The organism is Pseudomonas sp. YA1 (genome assembly GCF_058680555.1).
Genome location: NZ_JBZWBG010000005.1, coordinates 289,853 through 302,882 on the forward strand (window position 1 = coordinate 289,853; position 13,030 = coordinate 302,882).

Below are 13,030 nucleotides of genomic sequence, written 5' to 3' on the forward strand. Positions count from 1 at the left end.
AACGTGGTCAACCTGATCCTCGTCGGCCCGATGGGTGCTGGAAAGAGCACCATCGGGCGCCTGCTCGCCAAGGAGCTGCATCTCGCGTTCAAGGACTCCGACAAGGAGATCGAACAGCGGTGCGGCGCGAATATCCCATGGATCTTCGATGTCGAGGGCGAGGTCGGTTTCCGCGAGCGCGAGCAGGCCATGCTCACCGAACTCTGCGCCGCCGACGGCATGGTGATCGCCACCGGCGGCGGGGCGGTGATGCGCGACGGTAACCGCCAGGTGCTGCGCGCCGGTGGCCGGGTTGTGTACCTGCATGCCTCGGTCGAGCACCAGATCGCGCGCACGGCGCGGGACCGCAACCGCCCCTTGTTGCAGAAGCCCAACCCGGGACAGATCCTCCGCGACCTGATGGCGCTGCGCGACCCGCTCTACCGCGAAATCGCCGATGTGGTGGTGGAGACCGACGAAAGGCCGCCGCGCCTGGTCGTCCAGGAAATTCTCGAACGCCTGCGCAAGTTGCCGCCCCGCTGAGGCGCGGCGAATTGCGTTATCCTATTGCCCTTTCCTGTCTGGGGGCCTCATGCGCACACTTCACGTCGATCTAGGCGAGCGTAGCTATCCCATTTACATCGGTGAAAACCTGCTGGGCGACGCCCGCTGGTTCGCGCCGCATATCGTCGGTCGCCGGGTCGCGGTGATCAGCAACGAAACGGTCGCTCCTCTCTATCTGGAAACCCTGCTCAAGGCACTGCAAGGCCACGAGGTCACCCCTGTGGTGCTGCCCGACGGCGAGGCCTACAAGCAGTGGGAAACCCTGCAACTGATCTTCGATGCCCTGCTGAAGGAGCGGCATGACCGCAAGACTACCCTGATCGCCCTGGGCGGCGGCGTCATCGGTGACATGGCCGGTTTCGCCGCGGCCTGCTACCAGCGTGGGGTCAACTTCATCCAGGTGCCGACCACCCTGTTGTCCCAGGTCGACTCCTCGGTGGGCGGCAAGACCGGGATCAACCATCCGTTGGGCAAGAACATGATCGGTGCGTTCTACCAGCCCCAGGCGGTGGTCATCGACACCGCGTCGCTGAAGACGCTGCCGTCCCGTGAGCTGTCCGCCGGGCTGGCGGAGGTGATCAAGTACGGTTTCATTTGCGACGAACCGTTCATCACCTGGCTGGAAGCGCACATGGATGCCTTGCTGGCACTGGAGCCGACCGTTGTCACCGAGGCCATCGAGCGCTCTTGCGCGGCGAAGGCCCGCGTGGTGGGCGCCGACGAGCGCGAGTCGGGCGTGCGTGCCACGCTGAACCTCGGCCATACCTTCGGTCACGCGATCGAGACCCAGCAAGGTTACGGCGTCTGGTTGCACGGCGAAGCGGTAGGGGCGGGAACCGTGATGGCACTCGAGATGTCGCATCGGTTGGGTTGGCTGAGCGCCGCCGAGCGCGATCGCGGTATCCGCATGCTGCGCCGGGCTGGCCTGCCCGTGGTACCGCCGGCCGAGATGACGGCGGAAGATTTTATGGAACACATGGCCGTCGACAAGAAAGTGCTCGATGGCCGCCTGCGTCTGGTTTTGCTGCAAGGACTGGGGAATGCCGTGGTCACCGGCGATTTTCCCCGTGAGATCTTGGACGCGACCCTGCGCACCGACTATCGGGCCTTGGCCGACCAGCTTGGAGATGAATGAGGTCCCATGACCAGCTTGCATGCCGATGAGGCCTTCCTGGGCCACTACCAATTCAGTCACGACCCGTTCGCGCCGCGCGTTCCGGGTTTCAAGTTCTTCCCGGCGCAGCGCAAGCCGGTGCTCGGCCAGTTGCACCATCTGGCCCGCTACAGCCAGCTCCTGCTGCTGGTCACCGGGCCCCTGGGCAGCGGCAAGACCCTGCTGCGCCAGGCGCTGGTGGCCAGCACCAACAAGGATGCGGTCCTCAGCGTGGTGATCTCGGCGCGCACCGCCGCCGACGAGACTTCGTTGCTGCGCCAGGTGGCGCAGGGCCTGAGCATCAACCAGGCGAGCCTGGAGGCGATCCTGACCAAGGTGGCGCAGCTGGCGATCACCGGGCAGGACGTCTATCTGATGGTGGATGATGCCGAGCAGCTCCAGGACAGCGCGCTGGAAGTGCTGTTGCTGCTGGCTTCCGGCACCAACGAGGGACGCCTGCATGTATTCCTGTTCGGTGAGCCGTCGTTGCTGCCGCGCCTGGAGGTGTTTTCCGAGGGTGAGGAGCGCTTCCATGCCATCGAGTTGCAGCCATACAGCGAAGAGGAAACCCGCGACTACCTGGCCCAGCGTCTCGAGGGCGCCGGGCAGGGCATCGAGCTGATTTCCAACGACCTGCTGGTGGACATCCACGAGCAGTCGGAAGGCTGGCCGGGAGCGATCAACCAGGTCGCCCGCGATGCCCTGATCGAAGCGATGCTGGCCAATCGTGGCGCAGCGCGCAAGGCAACCGGAGGGTCTTTCAACTTGCCCAAGAAGCATCTGGTGATTCTTGCGGTCGTGGCCATCGGCGTGATCGCCGCCTGGTTCATGCAAGGCAAGAGCAAGCCGGAGGCGCCGCAGACCGCCTCTAGCGAATTGTCCATGAATGGCGCTACGCCGGCCCAGGCCCAGCAGTCGGGCAGCGGCCCGGCCGTGGAGTTCAACGGCTCCAGCCAGCCGTTGCCGCTACCGTTGGTCGGCGAGTCGCAGCCGGTCATTCGCGAGCCGCTGGCCCAGGCTGCCGGGCAAGGTGGCGACGACGAAGGCGGCCTGCCGTCCGCCGCGGTGCCGCCTACCGTTTCCAGCTCGGCTCCTCCGGTGACGCCGCTGGCCAACAACGGCGTCACGCCGATGCATCCGGTGCCGCCGGCGCCGACCGAACCGACCGCGCCTGCGGCGACCCCGACTCCGGCGCAGACCCCGGCACCGGCCGCGCCGGTCGCCAGCGCTCCGGCCAGCAAGCCGGCCCCGGCCCCCGCTCCGGCCAAGCCGGCGGCGAGCAAGCCGGCCACCACCGCCGCGGCGAAGCCGGCCCCGGCTCCGGCCGCCAAGCCGGCCAGCGGTGGCGGTGCGGGAAGCCAGTGGTATCGCAACCAGTCTGGTGGTAACTTCGCCCTGCAGATCCTCGGTACCGGCTCCGAAGCCAATGCCCAGGCGTTCATTCGCCAGCAGGGCGGCGGCGATTTCCGCTACTTCAAGAAAACCCTGCAAGGCAAGCCGTTCTACGTCGTCACCTATGGCAGCTTCCCGAACCGTGCCGCCGCCCTGGCCGCAGTGAAAAAACTGCCGTCCAAGGTGCAGGCCGGCAAGCCGTGGCCGCGTACCTTCGCCAGCATCCAGCAGGAGATCGGCCAGGCGCATTGATCCGACCTGCCGTCGCCTCTTGACGAAACTCGCTAGTCGTTAGCATGACTGGTGGGTTTCGTCTTTCATTTTGGCGACATTGAATTTCATTTTCTCGCCGCAAAATTTGTGAGGCCTTGTGCACCTATGTACAATGGCCTCCCTTTGCCTGTCGAAAACTCGCCGCATGAGCGGGTGACAGGCGAAGTAGATGACTAAAAAAGTTTTGCCGGTGAGAGTTCCTTATGAAAGCAGGTCTGTACCATCCTGAAACGTTCAAGGATAACTGCGGATTTGGCCTGATCGCCCATATGCAGGGCGAGCCGAGCCATCAACTTCTGCAAACCGCAATCGAAGCACTGACCTGCATGACCCACCGCGGTGGGATCAATGCCGATGGCAAGACCGGGGACGGCTGCGGGCTGCTGATCCAGAAGCCCGACCTGTTCCTGCGTGCCGTCGCCAGGGAAGCCTTTTCTGTCGACCTGCCCGAGCAATACGCGGTGGGCATGGTGTTCTTCAACCAGGACCCGGTGAAAGCCGAGGCGGCACGCGAGAACATGAATCGCGAGATCGTCGCCGCCGGACTGCAGCTGGTCGGCTGGCGCAAGGTGCCGATCGATACCAGCGTTCTCGGCCGCCTGGCGCTGGAGCGCCTGCCGCAGATCGAACAGGTGTTCATCGGCGGCGCCGGCCTGAGCGACCAGGACTTCGCCATCAAGCTGTTCAGCGCACGGCGCCGCTCGTCGGTGGCCAACGCCGCCGACAGCGACCACTACATCTGCAGCTTTTCGCACAAGACCATCATCTATAAGGGCCTGATGATGCCGGCCGACCTGGCCGCCTTCTATCCGGACCTTGGCGACGAGCGCCTGCAGACCGCGATCTGCGTATTCCACCAGCGCTTCTCCACCAACACCCTGCCGAAATGGCCGCTGGCGCAGCCTTTCCGCTTCCTCGCCCACAACGGCGAGATCAACACCATCACCGGCAATCGCAACTGGGCCCAGGCGCGGCGGACCAAGTTCACCAACGAACTGATCCCCGACCTGGAAGAGCTAGGCCCGCTGGTGAACCGCGTCGGCTCCGACTCGTCGAGCATGGACAACATGCTCGAACTGATGGTCACCGGCGGCATGGACCTGTTCCGCGGCCTGCGCATGATCATCCCGCCGGCCTGGCAGAACGTCGAGACCATGGACGCCGACCTGCGCGCGTTCTACGAGTACAACTCGCTGCACATGGAGCCCTGGGATGGCCCCGCCGGCGTCGTGCTGACCGACGGTCGCTATGCCGTCTGCCTGCTCGACCGCAATGGCCTGCGCCCGTCGCGCTGGGTCACCACGAAGAACGGCTACATCACCCTGGCTTCGGAAATCGGCGTCTGGGACTACAAGCCCGAGGACGTCATCGCCAAGGGTCGCGTCGGTCCGGGGCAGATCCTCGCGGTGGACACCGAGACCGGCCAGGTCCTGCACAGCGACGACATCGACAACCGCCTGAAGTCGCGCCATCCCTACAAGCAATGGCTGCGGCAGAATGCCCTGCGCATCCAGGCGACCCTGGACGACGACCATGGCGTGGCCAGCTACGACGCCGACCAGCTCAAGCAATTCATGAAGATGTTCCAGGTCACCTTCGAGGAGCGTGACCAGGTGCTGCGTCCGCTCGGCGAGCAGGGCCAGGAAGCGGTGGGCTCCATGGGCGACGATACGCCGATGGCGATCCTCTCCCGGCGCATCCGCTCTCCGTACGATTACTTCCGCCAGCAATTCGCCCAGGTCACCAACCCGCCGATCGACCCGCTGCGCGAAGCCATCGTGATGTCCCTGGAAACCTGCCTGGGCGTCGAGCAGAACATCTTCGAGGAAGCCCCGCACCATGCCAACCAGGCGATCCTCACCACTCCGGTGATCTCGCCGGCGAAGTGGCGGACCATCATGACCCTGGACCGCCCGGGCTTCGACCGCCACTTCATCGACCTCAACTACGACGAGTCGATGGGCCTGGAGGCCGCGGTGCGCAACATCGCCGACCAGGCCGAGGAAGCCGTGCGCGGCGGCAAGGTGCTGCTGATCCTCAGCGACCGCCATATCGCTCCCGGCAAACTGCCGGTGCATGCTGCCCTGGCCGTCGGCGCGGTGCACCACCGCCTGGTGCAGACCGGGCTGCGCTGCGACTCCAACATCCTGGTGGAGACCGCCACCGCCCGCGATCCGCACCATTTCGCGGTGCTGATCGGCTTCGGCGCCTCGGCGGTCTATCCGTTCCTCGCCTACGAGGTGCTGGCCGACCTGATCCGCACCGGTGAAGTGCTGGGCGACCTCTACGAGGTGTTCAAGTACTACCGCAAGGGGATCTCCAAGGGCCTGATGAAGATTCTCTCGAAGATGGGCATCTCCACCGTCGCGTCCTACCGTGGCGCGCAGCTGTTCGAGGCGGTGGGCCTGTCCGACGAGGTCACCGGCCTGTGCTTCACCGGAGTCGCCAGCCGCATCCAGGGTGCGCGCTTCGTCGATATCGAGAACGAGCAGAAGCTCCTGGCCGCCGAGGCCTGGAGCAACCGCAAGCCGATCCAGCAGGGCGGCTTGCTGAAGTTCGTCTATGGCGGCGAATACCACGCCTACAACCCGGATGTGGTGAATACCCTGCAGGCTGCCGTGCAGCAGGGCGACTACGAGAAGTTCAAGGAATACACCGCGCTGGTGGACCAGCGCCCGGTGTCGATGATCCGCGACCTGTTGCAGGTGAAGACCGCCGCGCAGCCGCTGGCGCTCGACGAGGTGGAGCCGCTGGAAGCCATCTTCAAGCGCTTCGATGCCGCCGGGATTTCCCTCGGCGCGCTGTCGCCGGAGGCCCACGAGGCGCTGGCCGAGGCGATGAACACCCTGGGCGGTCGTTCCAACTCCGGCGAGGGCGGCGAGGACCCGGCGCGCTACGGCACGCTGAAGAGTTCGAAGATCAAGCAGGTGGCTACCGGCCGCTTCGGCGTGACCCCGGAATACCTGGTCAACGCCGAGGTCCTGCAGATCAAGGTGGCCCAGGGCGCCAAGCCCGGCGAGGGCGGCCAGTTGCCGGGCGGCAAGGTCAACGGCCTGATCGCCCGCCTGCGCTATGCGGTGCCCGGCGTGACCCTGATCTCGCCGCCGCCGCACCACGACATCTACTCCATCGAAGACCTGGCGCAGCTGATCTTCGACCTCAAGCAGGTCAACCCGCAGGCGCTGGTATCGGTGAAGCTGGTATCCGAGCCTGGCGTCGGCACCATCGCCGCCGGCGTGGCCAAGGCCTATGCGGACTTGATCACCATCTCCGGCTACGACGGCGGTACCGGCGCCTCGCCGATCACCTCGATCAAGTACGCCGGCTCGCCCTGGGAACTGGGCCTGGCGGAAACCCACCAGACCCTGCGCGGCAACGACCTGCGCGGCAAGGTCCGGGTGCAGACCGATGGCGGCCTGAAGACCGGCCTGGACGTGATCAAGGCGGCCATCCTCGGCGCCGAGAGCTTCGGCTTCGGCACCGCACCGATGATCGCCCTGGGCTGCAAGTACCTGCGCATCTGCCACCTGAACAACTGCGCCACCGGCGTGGCGACGCAGAACGACAAGCTGCGCAAGGACCACTTCATCGGCACCACCGCGATGGTGATCAACTTCTTCACCTTCATTGCCTCGGAAACCCGCGAGTGGCTGGCGCGCCTCGGCGTGCGCAGCCTGGGCGAGCTGATCGGCCGCACCGACCTGCTGGAGATCCTCCCCGGCGAGACCGCCAAGCAGCAGAACCTGGATCTCGCTCCGTTGCTGGGCAGTGACCTGATCCCGGCCGACAAGCCGCAGTTCTGCGAGGTGGAGAAAAACCCGCCGTTCGACCAGGGCCTGCTGGCCGAGAAGATGGTCGAGCTGTCGAAGGCCGCCATCGAAGGCCTGAGCGGCGGCGAGTACGAGCTGGACATCTGCAACTGCGACCGATCCATCGGCGCGCGGGTATCCGGCGAGATCGCCCGCCTGCACGGCAACCAGGGCATGGCCAAGACGCCGGTGGTGTTCCGTTTCAAGGGCACCGCGGGACAGAGCTTCGGCGTGTGGAACGCCGGTGGCCTGCACCTGTACCTGGAAGGCGACGCCAACGACTACGTGGGCAAGGGCATGACCGGCGGCAAGCTGGTCATCACCCCGCCCAAGGGCAGCCCGTTCAAGACCCAGGAATCGGCCATCGTCGGCAACACCTGCCTGTACGGCGCCACCGGCGGCAAGCTGTTCGCCGCCGGAACCGCCGGCGAGCGCTTCGCCGTGCGCAACTCCGGTTCCCATGCGGTGGTGGAAGGCACCGGCGACCACTGCTGCGAATACATGACCGGCGGTTTCGTCTGCGTGCTGGGCAAGACCGGCCACAACTTCGGCTCCGGCATGACCGGGGGCTTCGCCTACGTCCTTGACATGGACAACACTTTCGTCGACCGCGTGAACCACGAGCTGGTGGAAATCCAGCGGATCAGCGGCGAGGCGATGGAGGCCTATCGCAGCCACCTGCGCAAGGTCCTGGTCGAGTACGTGAACGAAACGGCAAGCGAGTGGGGCGCGAACATCCTGGAAAACCTGGATGACTACCTGCGACGGTTCTGGCTGGTGAAACCGAAGGCGGCCAGCCTCGGTTCGCTGCTGACCAGCACCCGTGCCAACCCGCAATAAGCGCCCGAAGTTGTGATGAGGTTTCGATATGTCTGAACGTCTGAATTCCGACCGCCTGAACAACGACTTCCAGTTCATCGAAGTCGGGCGCAAGGACCCGAAGAAGAAGCTCCTGCGCCAGCGCAAGCGCGAGTTCGTGGAGATCCACGACCTGTTCAAGCCGCAGCAGGCCGCCGACCAGGCCCACCGCTGCCTGGGCTGCGGCAACCCCTACTGCGAGTGGAAGTGCCCGGTGCACAACTTCATCCCGAACTGGCTGAAGCTGGTTTCCGAAGGCAACATCCTGGCCGCCGCCGAACTGTCGCACCAGACCAACACCCTGCCGGAAGTCTGCGGCCGGGTCTGCCCGCAGGACCGCCTCTGCGAGGGTGCCTGTACCCTCAACGACGGCTTTGGCGCGGTGACCATCGGCTCGGTGGAGAAATACATCACCGATACGGCCTTCGCCATGGGCTGGCGCCCGGACCTGTCCAAGGTCAAGCCGACCGGCAGGCGCGTCGCGGTGATCGGTGCCGGCCCGGCCGGCCTCGGCTGCGCCGACGTGCTGGTGCGCAACGGCGTGACCCCGGTGGTGTTCGACCGCAACCCGGAGATCGGCGGCCTGCTGACCTTCGGCATTCCCGAGTTCAAGCTGGAGAAGCACGTCCTCAGCCGTCGCCGCGAGGTGTTCACCGGCATGGGCATCGAGTTCCGCCTGAACACCGAGATCGGCAAGGACGTGACCATGGAGCAGTTGCTCGATGAGTACGATGCCGTGTTCATGGGGATGGGCACCTACACCTACATGAAGGGTGGTTTCCCCGGCGAGGACCTGCCGGGCGTACACGACGCCCTGGACTTCCTCATCGCCAACGTGAACCGCAACCTCGGCTTCGAGAAGTCGGCCGAGGACTTCGTCGATATGAAGGGCAAGCGCGTGGTGGTCCTGGGCGGCGGCGACACCGCGATGGACTGCAACCGCACTTCGATCCGCCAGGGCGCCAAGTCGGTGACCTGTGCCTATCGCCGTGACGAAGAAAACATGCCGGGCTCGCGCAAGGAAGTGAAGAACGCCAAGGAAGAGGGCGTGAAGTTCCTCTTCAACCGCCAGCCCATCGCCATCGTCGGCGAGGACCGGGTGGAAGGCGTGAAGGTGGTCGAGACCCGTCTCGGCGAGCCGGACGCCCGCGGACGCCGCAGCCCCGAACCTATCCCCGGTTCCGAGGAGATCATCCCGGCGGAAGCCGTGCTGATCGCCTTCGGCTTCCGGCCGAGTCCGGCGCCGTGGTTCGAGCGCTTCGAGATCGCCACCGACAGCCAGGGCCGCGTGGTGGCTCCGGCGCAGGCGCAGTTCAAGCACCAGACCAGCAACCCGAAGATCTTCGCCGGTGGCGACATGGTCCGTGGTTCCGACCTGGTGGTGACGGCGATCTTCGAAGGACGTACCGCGGCCGAAGGCATCCTCGACTACCTTGGCGTCTGACCCGCGACGCCACCGGCGCTGCGACAAATCACCGCGATAGACAAAAGGCACGGCCCCCGCCGTGCCTTTTGTTTTGTGCTTTGCGACAATAGCGGCCCTTTTCGCCCGCCGGCCTGTGGATAACCCTCTTCCGCACGCGCCCGCGTGAAGCCAGCAGCCTTTGATCGGATGCCGTTATGACTGCCCTGAAGAACGACCGCTTCCTCCGCGCCCTGCTCAAGCAGCCCGTCGATGTCACCCCCGTCTGGATGATGCGCCAGGCCGGTCGTTACCTGCCGGAATACCGTGCCACCCGTGCCAAGGCCGGCGATTTCATGAGCCTGTGCATGAACCCGGAGCTGGCCTGCGAAGTGACCCTGCAGCCGCTGGACCGTTACCCGCAGCTGGACGCCGCGATCCTCTTCTCCGACATCCTGACCATTCCCGATGCCATGGGCCAGGGCCTGTACTTCGAGACCGGCGAAGGCCCGCGCTTCCGCAAGGTGGTCTCGTCGCTGGCCGACATCGAGGCGCTGCCGGTTCCCGATCCGGAACAGGACCTGGGCTATGTGATGGACGCCGTGCGCACCATCCGCCGCGAGCTGAACGGCCGCGTACCGCTGATCGGCTTCTCCGGCAGCCCCTGGACCCTCGCCACCTACATGGTCGAGGGCGGCTCGAGCAAGGACTTCCGCAAGTCCAAGGCGATGCTCTACGACAACCCCAAGGCCATGCACGCTCTGCTGGACAAGCTGGCGCAATCGGTGACCAGCTACCTCAACGGGCAGATCCGCGCCGGCGCCCAGGCGGTGCAGATCTTCGACTCATGGGGCGGCAGCCTGTCGGCGGCGGCCTACCAGGAGTTCTCCCTGGCCTACATGCGCAAGATCGTCGATGGATTGATCCGCGAGCACGACGGACGCCGGGTGCCGGTGATCCTCTTCACCAAGGGAGGCGGCCTGTGGCTGGAGTCGATGGCCGAGGTCGGCGCCGAGGCGCTGGGCCTGGACTGGACCTGCGACATCGGCCGCGCCCGGGCCCGTGTCGGTGAGCGCGTAGCCCTGCAAGGCAACATGGATCCCTCGGTGCTCTACGCCAATCCGGCGGCGATCCGCGCCGAAGTCGCGCGGATCCTGGCGGCCTACGGCAAGGGTACGGGGCATGTGTTCAATCTCGGCCACGGCATCACCCCGGAAGTCGACCCGGCCCATGCCGGCGCCTTCTTCGAGGCGGTGCACGAGCTGTCGGCGCAGTACCACGGCTGAGCCGGAACGAAAGAAGGGGAGCCGAGGCTCCCCTTTTTCATGCGCGGGCCGACGGCCCTCCGGCGCGTTGCTTGGCGGGGCCGCGCCGGTGGCGTACCCGCCCTACGCAACCCGCCCGGCTCAACTGCTTACCTTGCCGGTGCGGTCGTTGATCACGAACAGCTTGCCGTTGGCGTCGCGCACGAGGATTTCCGCGCCCGGCTGTCCATCCATGTCGGCCACCGAATCGATGCTGTAGTTGACGTCGCCGATGCGGTAGTCGTTGCTGGCGCCGCTGGCGTGGTGGATGACCCGCACCTTGCCCTGCATCACCACGATCAGCTCGTTGCCCGGCTTGCCGTCGGTGTCCGCGGTGCCGCCATAGAGTGCCCAGGCGCTGGCGCCGATGCTGTATTCCTTGCGGGAAGTGGCGTTGCTGATCACGTAGATGCCGGTGCTGGTGCGGCCGATGATCTCCGCGCCGGGCTGGCCGTCGAGGTCGGCGATCTGTGCGAGCGCGTGGTAGCCGCTGAAGGTGAAGTCCTTGGCGCCACTGGTGCGCGGGTCGATGACCTTGACGCCGTTGCCCATGTTCAGCACCAGTTCCTTGCCCGGCGCGCCGTCCACGTCGACGACGTCGAACAGGCCCCAGGTGCCGTTGTAGCTGAAGGTGGCGTCGCGTTGCGTACGGGTGCGATCGAATACGGTGCGCACGCCGTTGCCGATGCTGAGGATGACTTCGTCGCCGGCGACGTTGTCGACGTCGGTGGCACGCATGATCGCCCAGGAGACGTTGCCTACCGGGTACTTGCGCTGGGTGGTGCTGGCGTGGGAGACGATCACCAGGTCGGGACCGGCCTTGACCAGGATTTCCGCGCCGGGCTGGCCGTCGGTATCGGTGGCGCCGAAGACCGACCAGACCACGTTGCCGAAGCTGTAGTTGCGGGTGCTGCCGCCTTCCACCACCTGCAGGTTGGCGCCGTCGCGGTAGACCGCGGCGAGCTGGCCGTTGCCCCGCAGGTCCCAGGTTCCTACCAGAACGCCGGCCGCCTGGGCTGCGCTGGCGCAGAGGGAGAACAGTGCCGTGCCGAGCAGGCAGGCGCGCTTGATCGCTGGTTTCATAAAGTCCCTTTCATATCGCTGTCGAGGCCGGCCGGATGCCGGCCGCAGCAGCATAGAACAGCGCTTGCCGTGCTCAAGGGAGACGCGAGGGATTTGTCGAGCGCTTGGCATTTGTTCGTGAAACTGCCTGCCCGCCCAACAGGCGCTCGCGGGTGTCGCTCGGCGGCTCGCCGGTCCAGCGCTTGAAGGCGCGGGTGAAGTTGGTTGGATCGCTGTAGCCCAGGTACAGGGCGATACGCTGCAACGACACCTCGGGACGCCGCAGCAATCGCAAGGCCTGGCGCTGGCGAGCCTGGCCGAGCAACTGGCGAAAGCTGGTGCCGGCGTCATGCAGATGCCGCTTGAGGCTGCGGCTGGACAGGTGCAGGCGCGTGGCTACTTCCTCCAGGTTGGGGAAACGCTGTTCCTGCCGTTCCAGCTCCAGCCGCACGCGGGCGCAGATGTCCCGGCGGCCGGCATCGAGCAGCGCCAGTTCGCGTTCGCAGTGTTCGCGGGCGCGGCGCAATGCAGCCGGATCGGCCATCGGTAGCGAGCGGGCGAGCAGGATGGCGGGGAACACCAGCTGGACGTGGGCCTGGTCGTAGCGGCACTGCGGCAGTGGCACAGGCACGGCAGGTTCGGGATAGTCGAAGTCGAGCCTGCCGACCAGGGCCGGTTCGCCGAGCAGCCAGGCGCCGGAGCGATACAGGCCGATCAGCAGGGCTTCGCTGAAGTACCGGTGCAGCGCCGGCGGGAGCGCGGGGCCTGGCAGCAGGCGCAGGATCACCTGCTCGTCCTCGCGCAGCAGGCTGATTTCGACGTTGCCCTGCAGCAGCGGCATGTAGCGCAGCGCCAGGCACAAGGCATCGCCGAGCGTCGCCGAGGCCATCATCGCGTAGCCCAGGCTGCCATGGGCGGTGGGAGGCGTGCGCAAGGCGAGCTGTGCGCCGAGGCCGGGGTCGCCGCTCAGCGCGAGCGCCGCGGCGGCGATCGCCTGGTACTGCTGCGATGTGACGCGTGCTTCCGGCTCTTCCAGTCGCAGCGTCGACAGACCGATTTCCCGCAGCAGCGCGCGTCCGTCCAGGCCGCGTTCCTCCAGCAGGCCGAGCAGCAGGCGCGGATAGGCGGCGGTGATGGTCGGTGCGTCGGAGTCCGTGCGGCGGCTCATGCTGGCGTGTCCTGGCCCGAAATGATCGGCAGTCTGGCGCGAGCGCGTCTGCCGCTGCATTGGCTG

At 66.1% G+C, this 13,030-nt stretch carries 8 protein-coding genes; 6 read left to right on the plus strand and 2 right to left on the minus strand.

What is annotated here, in order from left to right:
* Positions 1 to 3: 3 nt before the first annotated feature.
* The 6 genes from aroK (at position 4) to hemE (ending at position 10,716) form a co-directional block, all read left to right on the plus strand.
* Positions 4 to 522, plus strand: coding sequence for a shikimate kinase AroK (gene aroK, locus AC4OR5_RS09370; protein WP_003095833.1), 519 nt, complete (start codon positions 4 to 6; stop codon positions 520 to 522).
* 49 nt (positions 523 to 571) lie between these two features.
* Positions 572 to 1,678 carry a 3-dehydroquinate synthase gene (gene aroB / locus AC4OR5_RS09375; RefSeq protein ID WP_058161056.1) on the plus strand — a complete coding sequence of 369 codons (1,107 nt, stop codon included), beginning with the start codon at positions 572 to 574 and terminating at the stop codon, positions 1,676 to 1,678.
* Positions 1,679 to 1,684: 6 nt separating this feature from the next.
* Positions 1,685 to 3,340, plus strand: a complete 1,656-nt coding sequence (locus AC4OR5_RS09380; RefSeq protein WP_058161057.1) for an AAA family ATPase — start codon at positions 1,685 to 1,687, stop codon at positions 3,338 to 3,340.
* 224 nt (positions 3,341 to 3,564) lie between these two features.
* The gene (gene gltB, locus AC4OR5_RS09385) at positions 3,565 to 8,010 is read left to right on the plus strand and encodes a glutamate synthase large subunit (protein WP_034002709.1); all 4,446 of its coding nucleotides are present in this window, start codon (positions 3,565 to 3,567) and stop codon (positions 8,008 to 8,010) included.
* Positions 8,011 to 8,038: 28 nt separating this feature from the next.
* The gene (locus tag AC4OR5_RS09390; RefSeq protein WP_003095829.1) at positions 8,039 to 9,472 is read left to right on the plus strand and encodes an FAD-dependent oxidoreductase; all 1,434 of its coding nucleotides are present in this window, start codon (positions 8,039 to 8,041) and stop codon (positions 9,470 to 9,472) included.
* A gap of 176 nt (positions 9,473 to 9,648) precedes the next feature.
* Positions 9,649 to 10,716 (plus strand): uroporphyrinogen decarboxylase, encoded by a 1,068-nt coding sequence (hemE, locus tag AC4OR5_RS09395; RefSeq protein WP_023126734.1) that lies wholly within the window; start codon positions 9,649 to 9,651, stop codon positions 10,714 to 10,716.
* 120 nt (positions 10,717 to 10,836) lie between these two features.
* Here hemE and AC4OR5_RS09400 read toward each other — a convergent pair whose 3' ends face one another.
* Positions 10,837 to 11,817, minus strand: a complete 981-nt coding sequence (locus AC4OR5_RS09400) for a PA5033 family protein (RefSeq protein WP_031693139.1) — start codon at positions 11,815 to 11,817, stop codon at positions 10,837 to 10,839.
* Between the two features lie 73 nt (positions 11,818 to 11,890).
* A complete protein-coding gene (locus AC4OR5_RS09405) occupies positions 11,891 to 12,964 on the minus strand; it encodes an AraC family transcriptional regulator (RefSeq protein WP_023100012.1) in 1,074 nt (357 codons plus the stop codon).
* Positions 12,965 to 13,030 lie beyond the last annotated feature (66 nt).